Source organism: Novosphingobium sp. 17-62-19 (assembly GCF_002256775.1).
In the GTDB taxonomy this organism is placed as follows: Bacteria; Pseudomonadota; Alphaproteobacteria; order Sphingomonadales; family Sphingomonadaceae; genus Novosphingobium.
Window position 1 is genome coordinate 23,106 of the sequence record NZ_NCII01000001.1, and the last position, 22,131, is coordinate 45,236.

Consider the following 22,131-nt stretch of genomic DNA (forward strand, 5'->3'; position numbering starts at 1 on the left):
TCGCCCTTGCCATTTTGCGGCTGTGCGACTAAATGAATGGAACTTCCGACATCGGAAAATCGCCAAGCCCCTCCCGGACCTGTCCGGGGCGGCGATTTCCCCTAGGCGGAAGAAATGATTTCAACGCGATTTACGTCGCAGCAAGCAAGGCGTCCGATCAATGGCCAAGACCAGCCCCGGCGAGTTCTTCAACCAGGTGAAGGCAGAAGCACGCAAGGTCGTGTGGCCAACCCGTCAGGAAACCACCACCACGGCAATCTTCGTTGGCATCATGATGCTGCTGCTGTCGGTGTTCTTCCTTGGCATTGATTCGCTTTTCGGAATGGCCGTCAAGTTCCTGCTGTCGCTGGCCTGATCCACCTTAACAGCGCCTCAGACCCAACCTTCCAGGACCAAAGAGAGAAATATGGCCCGCTGGTACATCATTCACGCCTATTCCGGTTTCGAGAACAAGGTTCGCGAAGCGATCATTTCCGAAGCTGAGCGCATCGGCCTGTCGCAGCTTGTCGAGGCGGTTGAAGTGCCGACCGAGACCGTGACCGAAGTGAAGCGCGGCAAGAAGGTGCAGGTCGAGCGCAAGTTCATGCCCGGCTACGTGCTGGCCAAGCTGGCGATGAACGACGACATCTACCACCTCGTCAAGAACACCCCCAAGGTCACGGGTTTCCTCGGTACCAACAACAAGCCGCAGCCAATCTCCGACAAGGAAGCCGCTCGCTATTTCGGCGCGCGCGAGCAGGCCGCTGCCGAGCCGCGCAAAAGTGTGGTGGTCGATTACGAGATCGGCGATTCGGTCAAGGTCAACGCAGGCCCGTTCGCCTCGTTCAACGGCATTGTCGAGGAACTGGATTTCGACAAGAGCCGCGTGAAGGTCTCGGTCTCGATCTTCGGCCGCGCCACCCCGGTGGAACTGGGCTTCGAGGAAGTCGAACTGGTTCGCTGATCCTTCGTAAGGCTTGCAATTTCGGGCCGATGCTATATCGGCCCGCGCTTCTCAGGCGTTATGTCTGTGATTCCGTGCGGGAGTTCCGGTTTTCCGGGGCGTTTGACCGCTCACTCTGAGGTCCGGCCTGAACAAGGTCGGCCAACAGGAAGAAAGGAGGCCCATCGTGGCCAAGAAGATTGAAGGCTATATCAAGCTGCAGGTTGCAGCCGGTGAAGCAAAGCCTGCTCCGCCGATCGGTCCTGCGCTGGGTCAGCGCGGCGTCAACATCATGGAATTCTGCAAGCAGTTCAACGCTGCCACGCAGGAAGTGGAAAAGGGCACGCCGCTCCCCACCGTGATCACCGTCTATGCTGACCGTTCGTTCACGTTCGTGACCAAGACCCCGCCCGCCACGTTCTTCATCAAGAAGGCCGTTGGCATCAAGTCGGGTTCGAAGACCCCGGGCAAGGCTTCGGCCGGCACGATCACCCGCGCGCAGCTCGCTGACATCGCACAGGCCAAGATGAAGGACCTGAACGCGAACGACATCGACGCCGCAACGAAGATCATCGAAGGCTCCGCTCGCGCGATGGGCCTCACCGTGGTGGAGGGCTGAAACTGTGGCCAACCTGACCAAGAAGCAGAAGTCGCTGACCGAAAAGCTCGGTGACAACCAGAAGCTCTATTCCGTCAATGACGCAATCAAGCTGCTGAAGGACCTCAAGAGCGCCAAGTTCGACGAGAGCCTTGAAGTTTCGTTGAACCTCGGCGTCGATCCGCGCCACGCCGACCAGATGGTCCGCGGCATGGTTTCGCTGCCTTCGGGCACCGGCAAGGACGTCAAGGTTGCTGTGTTCGCACGTGGTGACAAGGCTGAAGCCGCGCTTGCCGCTGGCGCTGACAAGGTCGGTGCCGAAGACCTGCTGGAAGACATGCAGGCCGGCAACCTCGACTATGGACGCGTGATCGCTACGCCTGACATGATGGGCATCGTCGGCCGTCTCGGCAAGGTGCTGGGTCCCAAGGGCCTGATGCCGAACCCGAAGCTGGGCACGGTGACTCCGAACGTCGCTGATGCAGTGAAGGCAGCCAAGAGCGGCCAGATCGAATTCCGCGTCGAAAAGGCTGGCATCATCCACGGCGGCATCGGCAAGCTCTCGTTCTCGGACGAAGCACTGCGCGCCAACTTCGACGCTTTCGTCGATGCGATTGTCAAGGCAAAGCCTGCTGGTGCCAAGGGCAAATACCTGCGCAAGGTCGGTCTGTCCTCGTCGATGGGCCCCGGCCTTAAGATCGACGTGGCTGAAGTCCACGGCGGCTAAGTCCGACGGACCGAACGCAAAAGAAGGCCGGGGAGGGAAACCTCTCCGGCTCTTTTTATGTCCGCGCCACCCGGCTAGGAGCGGGAAATGCCCGACGACGAAGCACCCCGCAATCCTGTGACAGCCGCCCGCCTGCAGGTGGAGGCGCTGATCCCGCCCGAAAAGCGCGGCCCCGGCTGGGATCGGCACTGGCGTGAACTGGAAGCCTATGCTGATGCCGCAATGGACGGCGCAGTAGGAGACTGGACGGTCACTCCTTCGCGCGACTGATGTTGGCGCGGGTGTAGCATTCCACCACCAGGCTGATCGCTCGCCCGTCTGACAGTTTGAGAACCGCACGATGGGACAGCACGGTGCCTTGCGGGCATTCCGCCATCGCCCCGCGTTGTTCGCTCAGCCGTTCGCGCCGGAAGCCAAGCGGGCTGACGACTTTGCCAAACGGCGTTTCGCTCGTCTCCAGCATCCGGTTCATTTCGGGCGAAAGCCTTGCCGGGACGTACCAGTTGTGCGCCACAGACAGCACCCTATCGCCGCAGGCGAGCCGCACGTGCCGGTACCCCACTGCTTCGTCAGCGCCCACGCTAAGTGCGGTTCGGATTTCAGGAGAAGCTGGAACTTGCGCCGCCCGGTCAGCCAGCGCGCGGATCGTGGGCGGATCAGCTATGCCCTGCCTCTTGCACCACTGCCCGAGTGCGACAGTGGCGCTGTCATTCGCAGCCAGCACGTTCTCAAACCGCGAAAGGCCCGGCGCGCACCCGTGAAGCAGTGCTGCCAGTGCAAGCAGTTCAAGGCGCAGGAGCAGGCTCCGGCTCCGGCAGGCGGCGGGCCGTCAGGATCTTGACCGGCTTGGCAAGGATCTGCCCACGCATGATCCCTTCGCCCTCCGTCTCGGAAATCGGCGCGTCAAAGATCGCACGGACCACGTCCATACCCTCGATCACTTGCCCGAACGCGGCATAGCCTGCCTTCGCTTCGGGATCGGCGGACTCAGGCTGTGCATCCAGCCCCGGCTGGTCCGACACCATGATCGAAAAATCCCCCGTGGCCGTGCCGGGGGCATAGCGTGCCATCGACAGCGTACCGGCCTTGTGCAGCACGCCAGTCTGGTCAGTTGGCTCATGGGCAATCGGCGGCAGGTTGCGGCGCGGATCGCCGCGTGTGCCCGCCTGAATCAGGCCATTGGGCTGTTCACCCCACTTCAGGTGCATCGCGCGATAGAACACCGTGCCATCAAACCGCTTCGTTTCGGCATAGCGGACGAAGTTGGTGGCGCTGGCAGGCGCGCGCTTCACGTCCAGTTCCACCACGATCCACCCAGCTTCTGTTTCCAGCGCGACGCGCACCTTTTCGGGCAGCGGGGTTTTTGAAGGGGCAGGGTAGGTGGGAACGGCGGGACGCGGCGGCGCGACTCGCTTCTTCACGGGCGCGGCGGCCACAAGCAAGACAGCCAACGGGGCCAGCAGAGCAAGACGACGTGTCAGCATATCGTCAGATGCCTCCCGCCACAGGAGCGCGACCGATTGCGTCGAGCCCTTTGGTCAGCACAGCGGCGCAAGCATCAAGCTGATCTTCACTGACCGAACGGATCACGAAGTTCGCCCCCGTCTTCCCCTCGCGGAAAAACGGGTAGCTGCCGATCTGGACGCCATCAAAGGCCTTCTCGGTCTCGCGCAGCAGGTCCGCAATCTCACTTTCAGCCACCCAGCAGCCAACCGTAGTGGAGAGCAGCGGCAACCCGCCTTCAAGCTGCCCGGTCAACCCATCAAGCATCTGCGCTGTGATTCCCGGCACGCCCGCCATCAGATAGACGTTCCCCGCGCGAATTCCCGGTGCCCCAGATACCTTGTTTTCGATCAGGTCAGCGCCATCGGGCACGCGCGCCATGCGCAGACGGGCATCGTTCAGCCCTCCGCGCGTAGCGTAATAGCTTTCAAGGATCGCCCGCGCCTTGGGGTGGATCACCACGTCCACGCCCAGCGCTGCGGCCACCGCATCGACGGTGATGTCATCATGCGTCGGGCCTATGCCGCCGGTGGTGAACAGATAGTCGTTGCGCGCCCGCAGTGTGTTCACCGCTTCAATGATCGCGTCCATGTCATCGGGCACCACGCGCACCTCGCGGAGGCGAATGCCTTGCACACCGAGCCAGGTGGCGATTTGCGCAACGTTCTTGTCCTGCGTGCGGCCTGACAGGATTTCATCGCCGACAACGATGAGCGCGGCGGTCCAGATGCGGGATTCGGTGTCCATATCCGGCAGCGATACCGCAACCGTCGCTCCCGCAAAAGCGCTATTCCGCCGCTTCCATATGCGCGTTTTGCTGTGTTGTCGGGCGTGCATGGCCGAATTGCAGCACGCCATCCTCTATTGGATCGTCGCGCATCCACGCCTTGTCGCGCACGTAGTCCTGATTCAGCCGCCAGCGCATGTCGCTGGCCGACTTGGGCAGCAGGTGTCGTGCCCGCTCGATATAGCCTGAGGAGAAATCGTAGATGTTGTCCTCATCCAACTGGTGATTGGGCGCGAGCGTTGGCACTGCCACTTCCACGCCGCGCGCCTTCATCGCGTTCAGCACATCGCAGATGTAGCGCGCGTTGATGTCCGCACGCAGCGTCCATGATGCGTTGAGATAGCCGAACACCGCCGCAAGGTTCGGCACGTTCGAGAACATTGCGCCCTTGTAGTAATAGCAATCGGCGAAATCCACCGGCACGCTATCCACGCTCAGCGCGATCTTGCCGGCCATTACCATCTTGAGGCCTGTGGCCGTGACAATTACGTCTGCATCGATGTGCTTGCCTGATTTCAGCTGGATACCGGTCGCATCGAAACGCTCGATATGGTCGGTCACCACGCTGGCCTTGCCCGCCTTGATCGCTTCGAAAAGGTCAGCATCGGGCACGAGGCACAGCCGCTGGTCCCATGGATTGTAGGGCGGGGTAAACGCCTTGGCGTCGTACTTGTCGCCCAGTGCGGCCTTGATACGCTTGGTCAGGAAATCCTTGACCTTTTCCGGCTGGGTTCGCGCGCGCTTGAACACCAGGTTCTGCAAACGCACGTTCTTGAACCGTGTGATGCGATAGGCCAGTTCTTCGGGCAACAGCTTGCGCAGAAAGTTGGCTATGCCGTCACGGGCGGGGCGAATGCCGTACCATGTCGGCGTGCGCTGAAGCATGGTCACGTGCGCGGCCTTGTCAGCCATGGAAGGCACGATGGTCACCGCCGTCGCTCCCGATCCGATCACCACCACGTGCTTGCCGGAATAGTCCAGATTTTCCGGCCAGAACTGCGGGTGGATGATGTCCCCTTTGAAGTCCTCGCGCCCCTCGAATTTCGCTTCGAATGGCTGGTCGTAGTCGTAGTAGCCGGAACCCAAATAGAGCCAACGCGCGGTTGTGCGGGTGCGCTGACCGTCTTCACCTTCCAGCGTCACTTCCCAACACGCTGCTTCACCATCGAAATCCGCGCTGACAACCTTGCTGTCAAACCGGATGTGGCGACGGATGCCGCGTTCATCGGCAATGCGGTTCAGATAGTCGAGGATTGAAGGCCCATCGGCAATGGATTTCTCATGCCGCCAAGGTTCGAACGCGAAGCCCAGCGTGTGCATGTCCGAATCCGAACGCACCCCCGGATAACGGAACAGGTCCCACGTTCCGCCGATCTGGCCACGCCGCTCGACAATGGCATAGCTGCGATCCGGGCAGAGCATTTCCATATGCGCTGCCATGCCGATACCGGATATGCCGGCGCCAACGATCAGGACATCCACGTCCGGCGTTGTGGCCTCGATGGTGGACTGCTGTGCACCCACGGACTCTCTCCCATTGTCTATTTACAGGGATGTTAACACGTCTATCGGCGATTGCCAGTCTCTTGCGTATTTGCCACTCCTGCGCGCATGACCGTGATCGCAGCCCGCCGCTATTGCAATGGCGACATCGCCGTACAGGACCTTGCGCTGGACGGGTTGCCGCCAATTGCCTTGCCCCGTGGGTCGTTCGACTGGGTTGGCCTTTGCGAACCGGACGCGGCAGAGATGGACCTGGTTCAGCGCCAATATGCGTTGCATCCGCTGGCGGTGGAAGACGCGCTCAATCCCCGCCAGTTGCCCAAAGTCGAAGTCTATGGGCAAACGCTGTTCATCGTTGCCCGCACGGCTGAACTGCTGGGCGAGGAAGAAATTGCCTATGGGCAAACGGCGTTCTTCGTCGGTCCCGGTTACCTCGTCAGCGTCCGTTTCGGCAGCACTCGCGCCCACACTGATCTTCGTGCCCAGATTGAGGCGCAGAAGGACCGTCTTGCCGAAGGGCAGGACTATATCCTTCACGCCGTGCTCGATTTCATCGTCGATGGCTACTTGCCCCTGCTCGATCAACTGGACGAAGTGGCACAGCAGATGGAGGAATCTGCCATCGATGTGTTCCCCGAACAGGCAGTAATTCGCCGCATTTTCCGCCTGCGCCGCCAGCTTCGCCGGTTCGAACGTATCATCGGGCCGATGGAGGAAATGTGCGAACGGCTGGTCGTGGCAGACCTGCCATGCATTGATCCCGAAGCGCGCATCTGGTTCCGCGATGTGCTCGACCACGTCCGCCGCGCAATGGCACGAATGCGCAGCCTGAAGGAAACGCTGGCGGCCATCGTCGAAACCGCCAGCCTGCTTGAACAGCATCGGCAGGGAGAGATGACTCGCCAACTCGCTGCATGGGCAGCTATCCTCGCAGTGCCCACCGCGATTGCCGGGATATATGGCATGAACTTTGAATACCTGCCCGAACTTACGTGGCATTATGGCTACTTCGCGGTTTGGGGCCTCATCATCACGATCTGCGGTGGCTTATGGCTGCGCTTCCGCAGCATTGGCTGGCTTTAGGATACGTTCGGCGCGTGTGGAAATCTGCGGCTTTGCGATTGTGACAGTGTCTTCGCTGGCCTAGGGCGCGAAGTCTGCGGGGGCGATTCGCTTGTCTTTCGCGCCACGGCAATTCGGGAAGCATAGCGATGTTCGGCTGGTTCCAGCGTCTCCTGCCCAAGTCGGGCGATTTCTTCGGTATGTTCGAACGGCACGCGGCGGCTTGCGTCGAAGCTGCCGATGCTTTGGCCAAGCTGACACGCGTGCAGGGCGATTCGGCCGTATGGATTGCAAGGATTCGTGACCGCGAACACGACGCGGACGAGATCATCCGCGAGGTGCTCTACACGGTGCGCCGCACGTTCCTGACGCCGTTCGATCGTGGCTCCATCACCGCCCTGATTGGCGCGATGGACGATACGATCGACGAGATGCAGGCCGCCGCCTCGGCCATTGAGCTTTACGAAATCGTCGGCTTCGAACCTGAAATGCAAGCGATGGCTGACAAGATCGTTGAGGCCGTGGGCCTGATCGCCCAGGCCTTGCCCCTGCTGCGCGACATCGAACGCAGCGGATCGAAGCTGCACACACTGACCGAACGGATTGTCCAACTCGAAGGCGAAGTTGACTTGATCCACCAGGCGGGACTCAAGGCCAATTTTCAGCGCCACCGCATCGATGGTGATCACATCGCCTTCATCGTCTCGCGTGAGATTTTCAAGCACCTCGAAAAGATTGCTGACGCCTTCGAGGACGTGGCGAACGAAATCGACGCGCTCGTCATCGACCACGGCTGACAGGCCGGCACAGGAGCTGATCCGATGCACGAGCTTGCCTTTCCGCTGCTGGTCGGCCTGATCGCGCTGGCACTGGCGTTCGACTTCCTCAACGGGTTGCACGATGCCGCCAATTCCATCGCAACGGTGGTTTCCACGCGCCTGCTTTCACCGATGGCGGCCGTGATCTTTGCGGCGGCAGGCAATTTTGCCGCATATTGGCTGGTGGGCCTGCATGTTGCCAATACCATCGGCAAGGGCATCATCGACAAGGATGTGGTGACCCCGGCGGTGGTGTTTGGCGCGCTGATCGGGGCGATGTTCTGGAACATTGTAACCTGGCTCAAAGGCATTCCCTCATCCTCCAGCCATGCGCTGATCGGCGGGCTGCTGGGCGCAGGCGTGATGCACGGCGGGTTTGACGCGATTGAATCGAAGAAGACGATCGAAACCTTCGTTGCCATCTTCATGTCGCCGATGATCGGCTTTGCGCTGGCGATGCTGTTCGTGCTGCTCACCAGCTGGATTTTCCGGGGCTTCCTGCCGCGCAAGGCCGAAGGCGTGTTCAAGGGGATGCACCTGCTTTCGTCCGCCGCCTATTCCATCAGCCACGGCGGCAACGATGCGCAAAAGACGATGGGCATCATTACCGTGCTGCTCTATTCCACCGGCTACCTGAAGGGGGAATTCCACATTCCCCAATGGGTCGTGCTGTCATGTTATCTCGCCATTTCGCTGGGCACGATGTCGGGCGGATGGAAGATCATCAAGACGATGGGGACCAAGATCACCCCGCTGAACCACCACACCGGTTTCTGCGCATCGTCCGCAGGCTCCATCGTGGTGTTCGGCGCCAGCGCTATGGGCATTCCGGTATCGACCACCCATGCCATAACCGGCAGCGTGATCGGCACCGGCGCCGCGCGCAAGGCAAGCGCGGTGCGTTGGGGCGTGGCGCAGCGTGTGGTTATGGCGTGGTTCATCACCATTCCCGCCAGCGCAGGCGTAGGCGCGGCGTTCTACCTGCTAACGCGCCTGTTCTGAGCTATTCGCCTACCGTCAGAATGTTCTCCGGCGGAGGCGGCTTGCGGAACAGCGGCACCCCCTTCATCCACAGCTTCAGCGCTTCCCAATGGATAGCCAGCGTAACCTTGAGCGTTGCCAGCGGGTAAGTGACGGCGGTGTGCAGCAAGGCACGATCCGTCAATTCGGCCCGCCGCCCGGTGTGGATCGCCGCAAGGATCGGCCCGTCGTTGTCCGAAACGGTAATGCCGATAGCCAGCTTCTCTCCCGGCGGCACAACGCGGAAGGCATAGCTCATCGCCATCGGCAGGAACGGTGAGACATGGAAACGCTTGGGCGCGAACTGGTGCAGCGTCTGCGCATCCGGCTTTGCTTCGATTACATAGTTGTGCCGCTCGCCGAACGTGTTGGACACTTCATAGATAACCGCACGCACCGCACCGTCTGCGCTGTGGCAGAACCATGTGCTGAGCGGGTTGAAGGCATAACCCAACAGGCGCGGCATTGTTAACAGGCGGATTGGCCCGCCGTCCGGCTCAATCCCGGCAGACCGCAGCAGGCTTTCGGCATGATTGCGCAAGTTGTTGCCGTCGCCGTGGTCGGCATCGTGAAAAGCGAACAGATTGAAGCGGTTGCGTGAAAACAGGCGCAGCCGTGCGGGCAGTTCATCGATGCGGTCAATGTCGATCAGCAGATGAAACACGCGGTATCGCAGCACGTGCCCACGCGGGCGAAGGCGGCGGTGGAGGACGTGGCCGCGATAGAGGGCTTGCGGCTCCATCACGCCGGTTCCAGCGCCCGCGCCTGATGCGTCACATGGATACGGCCGGATTCGTCCTCGACCGTCCATGGCCTGCGCACACCGCCAAGTTGTTCGGCAACGGCAAGGCCGGATTGGAGGCCATCTTCATGAAAACCTGCGCCAAACCACGCGCCGCAGAACCATGTATTGCGCCTGCCCTGAAGTGCCCACAACCGACACTGAGATGCACCTGCGTGTGCATCGAACACCGGATGATAGTATGTTTCGCGCCTGTAGACGCGCACAGGATCGGGTTCGACCAGCGGGTTCAGCGTCACGAACAGATCGCGCGAAGGGGGCAGGTGTTGGAGCCGGTTCATCCAGTAGGTGACCGACAATTGGTGTTCTTCCGCGTCCCTTTCGGCCGCATAGTTCCACGCCGACCAAACCTTGCGCCGCCGTGGCATGAGCGCGGGATCGCTATGCAGCACGGCCTCGTTCCGGCGATAGGGGAATGCACCGAGCAGCTTTGTTTCCATCGGATCGGGATCGGCCAGCATCCCCAGCGCCTGATCGGCGTGGGTGGCGATCACCGCGTGATCGAACCGTTCCCAGCCATTTCCTGCATGAATTTCAATGCCCTGCGGCAGGCGGCGCACCTGGTTGATCGGGGAGGATAGCCGAACCCTGTCGGAAAAGGGTGCGCTGATCCGCTGCACATATTCGCGGCTGCCCCCCTGAACCGTCCGCCAGCGCGGGCGTTCGCGGAATTGCAGCAGTCCATGGTTCTCGAAAAACCGAATGAAGGCCGCGGCAGGATGGTGGGGAATGTCCTTGACCGGTGTGGACCAGATCGCCGCTGCCATTGGATAGAGATGGTCATCGCGAAACGCCGCGCCGCAGCCGAGGCCATCGAGATAGTCGCCAAGACCCAACTGTCCCAGCTCCGGCAGATCACGTGGTGCCGATTTGTAGAACCGCGCCACATCGCGCAGCATTGACCAGAAGCGAGGAGACACCAGATTGCGCCGCTGTGCGAACAACCCGCGCAAGTCCCCCGAGTACTCCAGTTTTCCCCGGTCGAGCGAAACGGCAAAGCTCATCACCGTCTCGCGCGTGGGCACGTCCAGATGGTTTAGGAGCGCCGTGAGGTTGGGATACGTGTGTTCATTGTAGACAATGAATCCGGTATCGACCGGAACACCATCGGCCAGCACCGTATTGCTGTGCCCGCCCAACCGGTCATCCGCTTCGAACACGGTGACACGGTGCCTTTTTGACAGCAGCCACGCAGCGGAAAGTCCTGAAATTCCGCTTCCAACCACAGCAATATCCAGTGCACGCTCGTCGCCCAGCAAATCACAGTCCCCCCAACGGCCCGCCACGGATTCCGTAACGTCCTTACCCGTCCTTTGATTGTTCTAGAGCGCTCCCGTGGTGACAGGTTGACACAAGTCACACACCGATGGCTAGTTGCCCTCCGTGACGCTCCTTTCTTCTGCCGCCGCGCTGGTTGAGCGCCTTCCTCTGCCCGATCCGCTGACGCGCGCGGGCGTGACGTTCATGTGCAATCAGCGCCGCCACGCAATTCACGCGGAGCGCCCTGATGATGCCACGTTTTCCGCTTGGATGGCGCAGCGTCCAGTGGCCGAACACACCGATGCGGCGAATAAACAGCACTATGAACTGCCGCCTCGCTTCTTCGCACTCAGTCTTGGCCCTAACGCCAAGTATTCCTGCTGCTTCTATCCTACCGGCAATGAAACGCTGGAGCAGGCCGAACTGGCGGCCCTGGCGGCCACAGTGGACCACGCCGGACTGGCCGATGGGCAAGACATTCTCGAACTGGGCTGCGGGTGGGGATCGCTGAGCCTGTATATGGCAGCACGATACCCGCAGGCGCGGATAACTGCGGTGTCCAATTCGCGGGCGCAGGGCGCACATATCCGCGCACGGGCAGCAGAGCGGGGCCTTGGCAACCTGACGGTGCAGACTGCCGACATGAACCACTTCCGCCCCGAGCAGCAGTTTGACCGCGTCGTCTCGGTCGAGATGTTCGAACACATGGCCAATTGGCGCGAATTGCTGGGCCGGGTGCGCGGCTGGCTGCGACCTGAGGGGAGGCTGTTTCTCCACGTCTTCAGCCACGAACGCTATCCCTACAGCTTTGATCTTTCGGACAAATCAAGCTGGATCGCGCGGTATTTCTTTACCGGTGGGATCATGCCGAGCCACCATTTGATCCGCCAGTTTTCCGATCTCTTTGAACTGGAAGACCAGTGGCGCTGGGATGGCACCCATTATGAAAAGACTGCGCTGGATTGGCTTGCCCTGTTCGATGCGCGCGCGGACGAGATCGAGCCGGTGCTGCGCGCGGTCTATGGCCGCGATACCGCACTGTGGATGCGGCGCTGGCGCTTGTTCTACCTCGCCACCGCGGGCCTGTTTGGCAACAGTGGCGGGCGTGAGTGGGGCGTCAGTCATTGGCGGCTGAAGCCTGCAACTGGGTAGTGGCGTGACATAAGTAGTTTTCCTGATGAAGCAGTCTGCAGAAGTCACACCTGCCTTCACCTAGGTTCTGCCCGTTCCCTCTACCGGACAGGCCATGCTGAAGCGTATATCCATCGAAGACCTTGCCTTGGGAATGTTCATCCACAAGCTGGAAGGAAGCTGGTTCAGCCATCCTTTCTGGAAGCGCCGCTTCCTGCTGACGGACCCGGATATGCTTGAAACCTTGCGCGAAAGCGCGGTGAGCGGACTTGTGATCGACACCGATCGTGGGGTTGACTGTGGCTCGGATGATGTCGCGGCACCAGCGCCCGGCAGAGCAGTGGCCAAGGCTGCACCTGCCCCACACGTTTCCACTTTCGCACCGGTGCCGCAGCGTCCCGGCTTTGCGCGCCCACCCGCTGCCATGCCGATTGCGCGTGAATTCGGGCGAGCGAAGCGGGCTGCGGGTGATGCCATGCGGATCGTCAGCCGCACGTTCATCGAAATGCGGCTGGGCAAGACGATCCGCGCGCACGATATCGAACCGGTGCTTGATGCGGTTTACGCCTCTGTTCAGCGCAATCTCTATGCCTTCAATGGCCTGCTGCGTTGTCAGAACGAGAACGAGCTGCTCTACCGCCATTCTCTTGCCGTCAGCGCATTGATGATCGCGCTGGCCAAGCACATGCATTTCTCTCCCGTCGACGTGCGGGATGCCGGAATGGCCGGGTTGTTGATGGACGTGGGCGTGGGGCAATTGCCGGTGGACCTTGCCAGCGTCGGCGGCGATTACACCCTGCTTCGCCCTGACTTGCGCGAACAGCACGTGGTGTTGGGCTACACGTTCCTCAAGGCCGCCGGCGACATCCCGGAACCCGCCCTGCGCGCGGTGCTGCACCATCACGAACGGCTGGACGGTAGCGGCTATCCGCAGGGCCTAAGCGGCCTTGCCATTGAACCGCTGAGCCGCATGGCCGCAATTTGCGATGCCTACGACACGCTGGTTTCGTGCGGAGAACCGGAATCCCGGCTTGATCCGGCCGATGCCATCCGGCGCTTGCGCGAACAGCCTGAAAAGTTCGATGCGGCGATCCTAGAACGCTTCGTTGAAACGGTCGGCGTCTATCCCATCGGCTCCTTCGTGCGGCTCCGGTCTGATCGGTTGGCGATGGTGGTGGACGAAGACCCGGCGGACACAGCGTTGCCCACCGTCCGTACATTCTGGTCGCTGCCGTTGGGAAAGCGCCTCAAGGGCGATACTATCGCGTTGGCCCACTGCTATGGCGAGGATGCTATCGAAGGCGTGGCCAATCTGGCCGGGCTCGACTTGCCGGAATTGCCCAAACTGCGCGAAACGCTTCTGGCAGCGGCGTGCAAAGCGGCGGGGTAGGGCCGCAAGTCAGCCCTGCGGCAGCGTTCCCGGCCTCGCGTACGGAAACAGGTGCGCGACGTAGTCGGCCTTACCAAGATCGATACCTTGGCTTCGTAGGATGGCATAGGCCGTCATCACGTGGAAATAGAACTGCCCGATGGCCCAGTCCCGCGCATATTGTTCAGCGGTAAAATCGAAGACGATACCCATAGGCAGCGTGTGCGCGATTGGCCGTTCGGGATTATCGGTGCCGGTGCATTCGGACATTGATTGCACAAGCGCGACGGTTTCGTCGATGCAGGCCTTCGCGTCGGCAATCGTGCCGGGATGTTCGTCGGCACTACGCCCTGCTGTCAGCAGAGCTTCGACCGACGGCGGAAAATCTTCGCCAGCCAGCCGGAACATGCCTTCGTGAGCCTGCACGCAAGCAAAGCGAATTTGCGTGGACAGCGGGAACATATCGGACGCAAGGCGTGCCGATAGCAATGCGTCCGCTTCGCCCGGCGACAGTTGCGATTCCGCCTTGCCAAGCCACTGCGAAAGTGCGCCGAGCATCTGAACATAGGTGGGTGCCAGAAGGCTGGCGGGGGTCATTGAGGGTCACCCGCAATCACACCATAGAGGTCGTGCGCATCCGCGTCCTCCACCAGAACGGTCGCAAAATCGCCTGGTTGCAAGTCAGCAGGCACGTTGCGCAAGTAAACCGCCCCGTCAATTTCGGGGGCGTCGGCCTGTGAGCGCGCAGTCGCTCCCACGTCGCCATCTTCATCCGGCTCGCCCACTTCGTCCACAATCACTCTGATCGTACGGCCGACCTTGGCGGCAAGCTTGGCCGCGCTGATGGCTTCGGTCTTTTCCATCAGGCGGGCGTAGCGCTCTTCCTTCACGTCTTCGGGCACCGGGTTCGACAGATCGTTTGCCGCCGCGCCTGCCACGGGTTCAAAGCGGAAGCCACCAACGCGATCAAGCTGCGCTTCCTCCAGCCATTCCAGCAGGTATTCGAAATCCGCCTCAGTCTCTCCGGGGAAACCGACGACGAAGCTGGAGCGGATGGTCAGGTCCGGGCAGATTTCGCGCCACGACTTGATCCGGTCGAGCACTTTGGCCTCGTTCGCCGGGCGCTTCATGGCGCGCAGCACGCTGGGGCTGGCGTGCTGAAATGGAATGTCGAGGTAGGGCGTAACCAGCCCCTCAGCCATCAGCGGGATCACCGCATCAACATGGGGGTAGGGGTAGACATAATGCAGGCGCACCCATGGGGTATCGCCTTCTGGCGTGCGCAACTGGCCGAGTTCGCGGGCAAGGTCGGTCATGTGGGTGCGCACAGGGCGGCCTTTCCACATGCGCTCTTCGTGCCGCACATCAACGCCATAGGCCGATGTATCCTGACTGATGACCAGTAGTTCCTTCGTGCCTGCTGCAACCAGCTTTTCCGCCTCACGCAGAACGGCATCGACACGGCGGCTGGCAAGTTTGCCGCGCAAGCTGGGGATGATGCAGAAGGCGCAGGCGTGATTGCAACCTTCGGAAATCTTGAGGTAACCGTAGTGACGCGGGGTGAGCTTTACATCACCGGGTTCGGCCTGCGGGATCAGGTCGATATATGGGCCCATGCTGGGCGGGGCAGCTTCGTGCACGGCCTCCACCACGGCTTCGTACTGGTGTGCGCCGGTAACGGCCAGAACCTGCGGGAACTTGGCACGGATCGCTTCGGCCTCGTTGCCCATGCACCCGGTCACGATCACCCGGCCGTTTTCGGCAATCGCCTCACCAATCGCGGCAAGGCTTTCCTCCTTGGCGGAATCAAGGAAGCCGCAGGTGTTGACCAGCACGACATCGGCGCCGGCATAGTCGGCGCTCATCGCATAGCCATCGGCGCGCAGGCGCGTAAGAATCCGTTCGGAATCGACCAGCGCTTTGGGGCAGCCAAGGCTGACCATGCCGACTTTGGGGGCTTCGGGAAGGACGATGGGGGGAATCTGGCTTGCCATTATGGCGCGGCCCATAAGCTAAAATGCACGGCACGTCACCTATGGTCCATTGTAGAGCGGCATAGCGTTGCAATGCCGACGCTGCGCGCGTAGCATAATGCCCAAGCGGGGGGCTTGAAAAAGAAGGAAATAATGGGCCCAGTCAACTGGTTAGCCGTCATATTTGCCACGCTCACCGCGCTCGCGGTCTCGGCCCTGTGGTATGGACCGGTATTTGGACGTGCGCGTCTGGAAGAGGTGGGGCCGGGCAAGCTGGGCATTCGCCGCTCACCCGCACGCACGACCGCAATATCGGCGGCGTTGCTGTTCATTTCCGCTGCGATGATGGGACATATGTTTGCCCGCGTGGGGCTGGAAACGCTGGCCGTGAAGTGGTGGCTGTACTTCATGATGTCGGGCGGGCTGGCGATTGCCTTTGTCATTCCCTCGCTGTGGATCAGCTATTCTCAGCAACGTATCAGCACGCGGTTGGCCTTGATTGACGGAGGATTCTGGCTGTTCGCCTATCTCTCGATGGGGCTGGCCTTCATGTTGGCTTAGACGTCGGCGCGATCTCTACGATGATGTCGCCGGTGTGCAGGTTTGTCGCCTCGGATTCCCAGAAGCCGATGGTCCGACCTTCGCGGAAAATCCGCAGACCCCGCCCGCTCGTCAGCGCAGACAGGGGTTTTCCCACTTCCTCGGCGGAAACCTGACGTTCCACCAACTGAACCCGGCCTTCGATCGAGGCGAGATCGGTGAGGTAATCGGCCACGTGTGCGCCATGGGCTGACCCTGCCATGAGCAGGCCGGTGAAGCGCACCGGGTTGATCACTGTGTCCGCGCCAGCTTGCCGTGCCAGCACTTCGTTGTCAGCCGCCCGCACCACCGTGCTGATCGGTACGTCCGGGGCAAGGTGGCTGGCGGTGAGCGTGATGAGGATTGATGTGTCATCGCGTCCAGCTGAGACAAGAATGGCGGATGCTTTGTCGATATGCACATCCATCAGTGTGGCATCACGCGTGGCATCGCCCGCCATGATGTTGCAGCCCAGCTTCGATGCAGCTTCGAGGCGCGCTTCGCTGGGGTCGATCACCACGATGCAATCGGGCGATGTGCCGCGTGCGATCAGCTCTGCCACGGCTTCCGAACCCGATACGCCAAAGCCCAGGACCACGATATGGTCGGTGAGGTTCTTCTGGATCTGCGCCATGCGAAACCTTTCCCAGCTGCGCTTTATGATAAAATTGTAGGCCGTGCCCACGAAGATGAAGATCACCGCGATGCGGATCGGTGTGACGATCACCGCTTCGATCAGGCGGGACCGGTCGCTCACCGGCGCAATATCGCCAAAGCCGGTGGTGGTGATAGAGATCATCGTGAAATAGACGACATCAAGGAAGCTTATCACGCCATCATGTGTGTCTTTCAGACCCGCACGGTCAATCCAGTGGACCAGCACCACGATGCCGATAAGCCCGAACGCCGCGCCGAGCCGGAGTCCAAGGTCTGCCCAAACAGGCACTTTTATGGCGCGTCGCAGCAGGCTGCCCGGCTTTCGTACGCTCTGTCGCATCCGGTTGAGGTCCATCGACAACTACAGCCGTGATGGAAGATAGAGTTCCGGGTCACGCGGCACGTTGTTGCGCCGCAGTTCGAAATGCACCGTTGGGCGTTTTGCTTCGCCGCTCTTGCCGACAAGCGCGATGCGTTCGAACGCGGTCACCTTGTCACCCTCCTTTACAGTCATCGTGCCGAGATAGGCATAGGCGGTGACGAAGTCGCCACCGTGATCGATCAGGATGAGCTGGCCAAAGCGTTCCGGTTCCTTGCCGGCATAGAGCACGGTTCCGGCGGCGGCTGCGCGGACTTTGGTGCCATAGAGCGCGGCCAGATCAATGCCGTTGGACGGGATGCCCGATACGCGCTCTCCAAACCGGGTGACGACTGCACCTTCGGTGGGCCAACGCAGTTTTGGTGCATCGGATTCACGCGGGGTAAGCGGTGGTCGCAGCGGCGGGGCCGGGCGCGGACTGGGTGCAGGGCGGGGCACGGCCTTGGGTGTCACGACCGGCGCGCCAGAAGGCGTCGGCATTGGTGTGGGTCTGGGCACGCCGTTGGGGCCAGGGCGCTTGAGCACCTGGCCGATGCGGATCACATAGGGGCTGGGAATGCCGTTCGCCTCGCCCAGCGCGGCCATGTCTACGCCCCAGCGCTGCGCAATCTGGGCGAAGGTATCGCCTGACTGCACGGTGTACGTCCACGCAACGATCGGCGCGCGCGCAGTGCCTTGCGCCACGAGGGGCGTTGCAGCCAGCAACGCCATCGCAGCGAGCAGTCGCCTCATCCGGCGAGCGGCACCAGACGGGTCAAGCCGCCCATGTAGGGAAGCAGCACTTCGGGCACGTCCACCGATCCGTCCTCTTGCTGGTAGTTTTCCAAGACTGCCACCAGAGTGCGGCCCACCGCAAGGCCCGAACCGTTGAGGGTGTGGACGAATTCGGTGCCTTTCGCGCCATCGGGACGATAGCGCGCATTCATCCGCCGCGCCTGAAAATCGCCACAGTTGGAGCAGGACGAAATCTCGCGATAGGCGTTCTGCCCCGGCAGCCAGACTTCGAGGTCATAAGTCTTGCGCGCAGTAAAACCCATGTCGCCGGTGCAAAGCAGCATCTTGCGATAGGGCAGGCCCAGCGCCTGCAGCACGCCTTCCGCACACCCGGTCATGCGCTCATGTTCGGCATCGGAATCCTCAGGCCGAGTGATCGAGACGAGTTCGACTTTCTCGAACTGGTGCTGGCGGATAAACCCGCGCGTATCGCGCCCGGCGGCACCTGCTTCAGAGCGGAAGCACGGAGTCAGCGCGGTCATTCGCAGGGGCAGTTGCGCATCGTTCAGGATCTGGCCCTGCACCGCGTTGGTCAGGCTGACTTCGGCCGTGGGGATCAGCCAGCGGCGATCTGTTGTGCGGAACAGGTCTTCAGAAAACTTGGGCAACTGGCCCGTGCCGAACACCGCCTCGTCCTTGACCAATAGTGGCGGGATGCATTCCAGATAGCCATTCTCGCCGGTCTGCCGATCCAGCATGAACTGCGCCAACGCACGGTGCAGGCGGGCCATGCCGCCTTTGAGAAACGTAAAGCGCGCGCCAGCGATCAGCGCGCCGGTTTCGAAATCGAGGCCGAGCACAGGACCGATGTCTGCGTGTTCCTTTGGTGCGAAAGCAAAGTCGCGCGGAGTGCCCCAGCGGCTGACTTCGACATTCCCTGCCTCATCCTCACCCTCAGGCACGCCATCGGCGGGCAGGTTAGGGATGGCCGAGAGCGCGGCGTTCTGCAGTGCAGTCTGCGTGCGCTCGTCTTCCTCCAGCGCGGGCAGTTCGGTCTTCAGTGCGGCGACCTCAGCTTTCAGCGCCTCTGCTGTGTCCGTGTCGCCCTTGCCCATAGCTGCGCCGATGGCCTTCGACGCTTCGTTGCGGCGCGCCTGCACCTCCTGCATCCGCGTGGCAATGTCGCGGCGGCGGGCGTCCATTTCGAGGATCGAGGCCGCAACGGCGTCCACGCCACGGCGGGCGAGAGCAGCATCAAAGGCTTGGGCGTTTTCGCGGATCAGGCGGATATCATGCATGGGCGCGGCTATGCCGCCTTGATCCGATGGTGGCAAGTGTGGCTTAGCGTCGTGGGCAGGTGTTGAGGCCGATCAGCGAATAGAGCGGGCACGTCCGCATTAGCCCGGTCAGCAGCGGCACCACGCCGATCCAGCCCCACGGGGTTTGCGGGCCGACAAACACCAGCGCAATCAGCACCAGACCCAGCGCGATGCGCAACACGCGATCAATTCCGCCGACATTGAGTTTGAACATGGCATCCTCCTTCAAAAGTGGATCAACCATGGCGCACAATATTAGCAATGCATTGATTTGGAGCAAACCGGCGCGGCAATGGCGGCGGCGGCCTTCCCAACTCTGCGGAGATAAATGCGATATTGCAAATTAGTCGCGATAATGGCGGGCGTCGTCTCGGGCTGGTGTGACGCGATGTGGCAAACCCGATGCACAATCGCCACATCCTCAAGCCGCTATAAACTTTTAAAATCACTCGTAATCAGCGGAGGGATCACGAAAGTGGCTGCGAGAGAAGTGTATCAAATTATTTCTACAATTGCTTGCCGCTTGCACATTTTCAAGATGCCGACCACTGCCCGTACCTGCTATTGCGAATGACTCGCGTTCTTAGAGGGGTAGTTATGAAGTCTGGGTCACGGCCACTGTTGGCTTGCAGCGTCGCCATCGGGGTTCTGGGATTCGCGGTGACTGCTGCCCACGCCGAAGATGGCCCTGAGAACACAGACACGCGCACGATCGTGGTCAGTGCGGCTGGTTTTGAGCAGAAGATCGTCGACGCGCCCGCCAGCATCAGCGTTGTTACGGCAGAGCAACTCGCCCAGCGGCCTTAATATGACCCTGATCGATGCAGTGCGTGATCTGGAAGGGGTGGACGTTGGCGAAACCTCTGACAAAACGGGCCAGCGCACCATCAGCATTCGTGGTATGGGGCCGGAATATACCCTGCTTCTGATCAACGGAAAGCGCCAGAACAACCATGGCGACATCTATCCCAACAGCTTTGGCGGCAACGCTTTCAATCATATTCCCCCGCTTGATACGGTCGAGCGGATCGAAGTGATTCGCGGGCCTGCATCGACGCTTTATGGTGCTGATGCGCTTGGTGGTGTCATAAATATCATTACCAAGCCGGTCAGCCCGCGCTGGTCAGGGTCGGCAACCGTCGGGCGCAGCTTTCAGGAAGACGATCGTTTCGGCAACGACATCACGTTCGACGCCTCGCTTGCCGGGCCGATTGCCGGGGACTGGCTCGGTCTGGCACTGCGCGGGTCGATCTACGAACGTCTGGCATCGGACCCGGAATTCGAACCAGTGGTCGATCCCGCGGGCGTCACGCAAGTGCGGGCACTGGGCTTCGGTGGGGGCGGTCGCACGGTGGACAACACCAACTTCAGCGTAGGCGGAACCCTGACGTTGAAGGTGGCGGACGGCCAGACAATCGACTTTGACTACGATATTTCGCGCCAGACCTATGACAACAGCCCGATGGTCGACGCCGCAACCGGGATTGTCAGCTTCCCGTTAGGCACGCTTGATGGCATCGATACGATCTGGCGGGCAACGCGCGGGATTGTGCAGCCTCGCGTTGGCTACAAGGAAAAGCAGAAGTTTAATCGCACCAACTGGTCGGTCACGCATCAGGGTGACTGGGGATTTGGCAAGAGCTTTGTATCGCTCGCGCATGTCGCGACTGCAAACCTTGGTCGCACCCGCCCATTCTCGGTGGCAGAACGCTTGCTGTTGCAGGAAATGTTCAGTGCGCGTGGCATTTATGCCGGGTTGAGCGAGGCTGAGCGTCGCCAGATTGCGGCCGACACATTCCTGCCGCGCCCCGACCGTGATCTGGAAAGCAGTCAGTACACGCTCGATGCGCGAATGGTCATGCCATTTGACGGCTTTGTCGGAAGCCATCAGGTCGTCGTGGGTGGGCAATACATCAATGGCAGTCTCAAGGATTCGGTGTTCGGCCTTGAAGGAAGCGCCGAAGGCCTGGACGCTGTGCAAAAGCAGAAGCAGTGGTCAGTCTTTGCCGAAGATAACTGGTCACCGATTGAAGCCCTGACCATCACGCTCGGCGCGCGCTATGACGAGCACTTCCTGTTCGGTGGCCAATTCAGTCCGCGCGCTTATGCGGTGTGGAACGTGCTGCCAACCCTGGTGGTCAAAGGCGGTGTCAGCACCGGCTTCAAAACGCCGAAGACGACCGACCTTTATGACGGGATTCGTGGATTTGGCGGGCAGGGGACCAGCCCGATGATCGGCAATCCTGATCTTGTGCCCGAAACCAGCGTGAACACCGAAATCGCGGTGTACTGGGACCCCACCCCTTCGACGGGGATTAACGTCACCTACTTCAAGAACGATTTCAACGACAAGATCGCAACCGCCACGGTTCAGCCTTGCGCCTTGACCAACTTCGTGCGGCCTTGCGCCAATCTGGGTGACTACTTTGAAGTCCTCGGTCTCGGTGGCTCGATCAGCCAGCCGACAAATATCGACAAGGCAGTGATTCAGGGCATCGAAGTGGCGGGCCGCGTCGGCATCACCGACACTATCAAGGTTCGCGCAAACTATACCTTTACCGACAGCGAGCAGAAGACCGGCGCCGATGCGGGATTGCCATTGACCAACACCGCCCGCCACATGGCAAATGCGTGGGTCGATTGGGCGATCACATCACGCCTGAGCACGCAGCTCAATGTCGAACATCGGTCTAGCCGCTATCGCGGTGTCGATACGGCCACCGGCGACCAGCTCTATTTTCGCAGCTACACAGTGCTGAACTTCGGCGGCCAAATGCGGCTGAATGACAGCATCACGGTGGCTGCGAGGGTGAACAACCTGCTCAACCAGGATTTCACCAGCTACCAGACCAACTTCATCGACAATGGCGACGGAACCTTCACGCCCAGCTTTGTTGATGACTACAACAACAAGGACAAGGCGCGCGCATATTGGGTCAGTCTGAACGCGCGATTTTGATGAGCGCAGGCGAGCGTCACCGCTCACCTGCCACCCGACGGGCGGATCG

At 61.0% G+C, this 22,131-nt stretch carries 25 protein-coding genes; 13 read left to right on the top strand and 12 right to left on the bottom strand.

All coding sequences use genetic code 11. The features are described from left to right. Positions 1–160: 160 nt before the first annotated feature. The 5 genes from secE (at position 161) to B7X90_RS00140 (ending at position 2,517) form a co-directional block, all read left to right on the top strand. On the top strand, positions 161–355 hold the full coding sequence (gene secE / locus B7X90_RS00120; RefSeq protein WP_292620602.1) for a preprotein translocase subunit SecE: 195 nt from the start codon (positions 161–163) through the stop codon (positions 353–355). Positions 356–406: 51 nt separating this feature from the next. Continuing rightward, positions 407–943 carry a transcription termination/antitermination protein NusG gene (gene nusG, locus B7X90_RS00125; RefSeq protein WP_292620604.1) on the top strand — a complete coding sequence of 179 codons (537 nt, stop codon included), beginning with the start codon at positions 407–409 and terminating at the stop codon, positions 941–943. A 166-nt stretch (positions 944–1,109) separates the two neighbouring features. Further along, the gene (rplK, locus tag B7X90_RS00130; protein WP_168854080.1) at positions 1,110–1,541 is read left to right on the top strand and encodes a 50S ribosomal protein L11; all 432 of its coding nucleotides are present in this window, start codon (positions 1,110–1,112) and stop codon (positions 1,539–1,541) included. Positions 1,542–1,545: 4 nt separating this feature from the next. Beyond that, positions 1,546–2,247, top strand: coding sequence for a 50S ribosomal protein L1 (gene rplA, locus B7X90_RS00135; protein ID WP_292620607.1), 702 nt, complete (start codon positions 1,546–1,548; stop codon positions 2,245–2,247). A gap of 87 nt (positions 2,248–2,334) precedes the next feature. Beyond that, positions 2,335–2,517, top strand: a complete 183-nt coding sequence (locus B7X90_RS00140; protein WP_292620608.1) for a hypothetical protein — start codon at positions 2,335–2,337, stop codon at positions 2,515–2,517. On the opposite strand, the gene B7X90_RS00145 is transcribed toward B7X90_RS00140, so the two are convergent. The 4 genes from B7X90_RS00145 to B7X90_RS00160 form a co-directional block, all read right to left on the bottom strand. Beyond that, entirely contained in the window at positions 2,498–2,971 is a 474-nt protein-coding gene (locus B7X90_RS00145; protein WP_292620610.1) for a hypothetical protein, read from the bottom strand. The two genes, B7X90_RS00140 and B7X90_RS00145, sit on opposite strands and share 20 nt — an antisense overlap. 61 nt (positions 2,972–3,032) lie before the next feature. Further along, positions 3,033–3,731: a peptidylprolyl isomerase gene (locus tag B7X90_RS00150; RefSeq protein WP_292620612.1), complete on the bottom strand. Its 699-nt coding sequence runs from the start codon at positions 3,729–3,731 to the stop codon at positions 3,033–3,035. A gap of 4 nt (positions 3,732–3,735) precedes the next feature. Continuing rightward, positions 3,736–4,497 (bottom strand): molybdopterin-binding protein, encoded by a 762-nt coding sequence (locus B7X90_RS00155; protein WP_292620614.1) that lies wholly within the window; start codon positions 4,495–4,497, stop codon positions 3,736–3,738. A gap of 40 nt (positions 4,498–4,537) precedes the next feature. Beyond that, positions 4,538–6,061, bottom strand: coding sequence for an NAD(P)/FAD-dependent oxidoreductase (locus B7X90_RS00160; protein ID WP_292620616.1), 1,524 nt, complete (start codon positions 6,059–6,061; stop codon positions 4,538–4,540). Between the two features lie 87 nt (positions 6,062–6,148). Between B7X90_RS00160 and B7X90_RS00165 the strand changes: the two genes are divergently transcribed. The 3 genes from B7X90_RS00165 to B7X90_RS00175 all read left to right on the top strand — a co-directional run bounded on the left by B7X90_RS00165 (position 6,149) and on the right by B7X90_RS00175 (position 8,922). Continuing rightward, positions 6,149–7,123: a magnesium and cobalt transport protein CorA gene (locus tag B7X90_RS00165; RefSeq protein WP_292620618.1), complete on the top strand. Its 975-nt coding sequence runs from the start codon at positions 6,149–6,151 to the stop codon at positions 7,121–7,123. A gap of 128 nt (positions 7,124–7,251) precedes the next feature. Beyond that, positions 7,252–7,899, top strand: coding sequence for a DUF47 family protein (locus B7X90_RS00170; protein WP_292620621.1), 648 nt, complete (start codon positions 7,252–7,254; stop codon positions 7,897–7,899). Positions 7,900–7,923: 24 nt separating this feature from the next. After that, complete coding sequence (locus B7X90_RS00175; protein ID WP_292620623.1) at positions 7,924–8,922, top strand: inorganic phosphate transporter; 999 nt, start codon at positions 7,924–7,926, stop codon at positions 8,920–8,922. 1 nt (position 8,923) lies between these two features. Here the strand turns inward: B7X90_RS00175 and B7X90_RS00180 are convergent, their stop codons facing one another. Together B7X90_RS00180 and B7X90_RS00185 are read right to left on the bottom strand one after the other, a co-directional pair. After that, entirely contained in the window at positions 8,924–9,682 is a 759-nt protein-coding gene (locus B7X90_RS00180; RefSeq protein ID WP_292620625.1) for a DUF1365 family protein, read from the bottom strand. Beyond that, positions 9,682–11,028 carry an NAD(P)/FAD-dependent oxidoreductase gene (locus tag B7X90_RS00185; RefSeq protein ID WP_292620627.1) on the bottom strand — a complete coding sequence of 449 codons (1,347 nt, stop codon included), beginning with the start codon at positions 11,026–11,028 and terminating at the stop codon, positions 9,682–9,684. Before B7X90_RS00185 ends, B7X90_RS00180 begins: the two co-directional genes overlap by 1 nt. Positions 11,029–11,125: 97 nt before the next feature. On the opposite strand from B7X90_RS00185, the gene B7X90_RS00190 reads away from it, so the two are divergent. Together B7X90_RS00190 and B7X90_RS00195 are read left to right on the top strand one after the other, a co-directional pair. Beyond that, the gene (locus B7X90_RS00190; protein ID WP_292620629.1) at positions 11,126–12,154 is read left to right on the top strand and encodes a cyclopropane-fatty-acyl-phospholipid synthase family protein; all 1,029 of its coding nucleotides are present in this window, start codon (positions 11,126–11,128) and stop codon (positions 12,152–12,154) included. A gap of 94 nt (positions 12,155–12,248) precedes the next feature. Then, positions 12,249–13,523, top strand: coding sequence for a DUF3391 domain-containing protein (locus B7X90_RS00195; protein WP_292620631.1), 1,275 nt, complete (start codon positions 12,249–12,251; stop codon positions 13,521–13,523). A gap of 9 nt (positions 13,524–13,532) precedes the next feature. Here the strand turns inward: B7X90_RS00195 and B7X90_RS00200 are convergent, their stop codons facing one another. Continuing rightward, complete coding sequence (locus B7X90_RS00200) at positions 13,533–14,099, bottom strand: DUF1993 family protein (RefSeq protein WP_292620633.1); 567 nt, start codon at positions 14,097–14,099, stop codon at positions 13,533–13,535. Continuing rightward, the gene (gene rimO, locus B7X90_RS00205) at positions 14,096–15,511 is read right to left on the bottom strand and encodes a 30S ribosomal protein S12 methylthiotransferase RimO (protein WP_292620635.1); all 1,416 of its coding nucleotides are present in this window, start codon (positions 15,509–15,511) and stop codon (positions 14,096–14,098) included. Before rimO ends, B7X90_RS00200 begins: the two co-directional genes overlap by 4 nt. Positions 15,512–15,628: 117 nt before the next feature. Here rimO and B7X90_RS00210 point away from each other — a divergent pair, with 117 nt between their 5' ends. Then, a complete protein-coding gene (locus B7X90_RS00210) occupies positions 15,629–16,036 on the top strand; it encodes a DUF1761 domain-containing protein (RefSeq protein ID WP_292620637.1) in 408 nt (135 codons plus the stop codon). Here B7X90_RS00210 and B7X90_RS00215 read toward each other — a convergent pair. The 4 genes from B7X90_RS00215 to B7X90_RS00230 are packed head-to-tail and all read right to left on the bottom strand — an operon-like array spanning position 16,023 to position 19,337. Beyond that, entirely contained in the window at positions 16,023–17,051 is a 1,029-nt protein-coding gene (locus B7X90_RS00215; protein ID WP_292620639.1) for a potassium channel family protein, read from the bottom strand. The two genes, B7X90_RS00210 and B7X90_RS00215, sit on opposite strands and share 14 nt — an antisense overlap. Positions 17,052–17,072: 21 nt before the next feature. Further along, complete coding sequence (locus B7X90_RS00220) at positions 17,073–17,822, bottom strand: M23 family metallopeptidase (RefSeq protein WP_292620641.1); 750 nt, start codon at positions 17,820–17,822, stop codon at positions 17,073–17,075. After that, positions 17,819–19,102 (bottom strand): serine--tRNA ligase, encoded by a 1,284-nt coding sequence (gene serS, locus B7X90_RS00225; RefSeq protein WP_292620643.1) that lies wholly within the window; start codon positions 19,100–19,102, stop codon positions 17,819–17,821. The genes B7X90_RS00220 and serS overlap by 4 nt, the downstream gene beginning before the upstream one ends. Before the next feature lie 43 nt (positions 19,103–19,145). Next, positions 19,146–19,337, bottom strand: a complete 192-nt coding sequence (locus B7X90_RS00230) for a DUF2892 domain-containing protein (protein ID WP_292620645.1) — start codon at positions 19,335–19,337, stop codon at positions 19,146–19,148. A gap of 446 nt (positions 19,338–19,783) precedes the next feature. Here B7X90_RS00230 and B7X90_RS00235 point away from each other — a divergent pair, with 446 nt between their 5' ends. Further along, entirely contained in the window at positions 19,784–19,930 is a 147-nt protein-coding gene (locus B7X90_RS00235) for a hypothetical protein (protein WP_292620647.1), read from the top strand. 1 nt (position 19,931) lies between these two features. Beyond that, positions 19,932–22,082, top strand: a complete 2,151-nt coding sequence (locus B7X90_RS00240; RefSeq protein ID WP_292620649.1) for a TonB-dependent receptor — start codon at positions 19,932–19,934, stop codon at positions 22,080–22,082. Positions 22,083–22,131 lie beyond the last annotated feature (49 nt).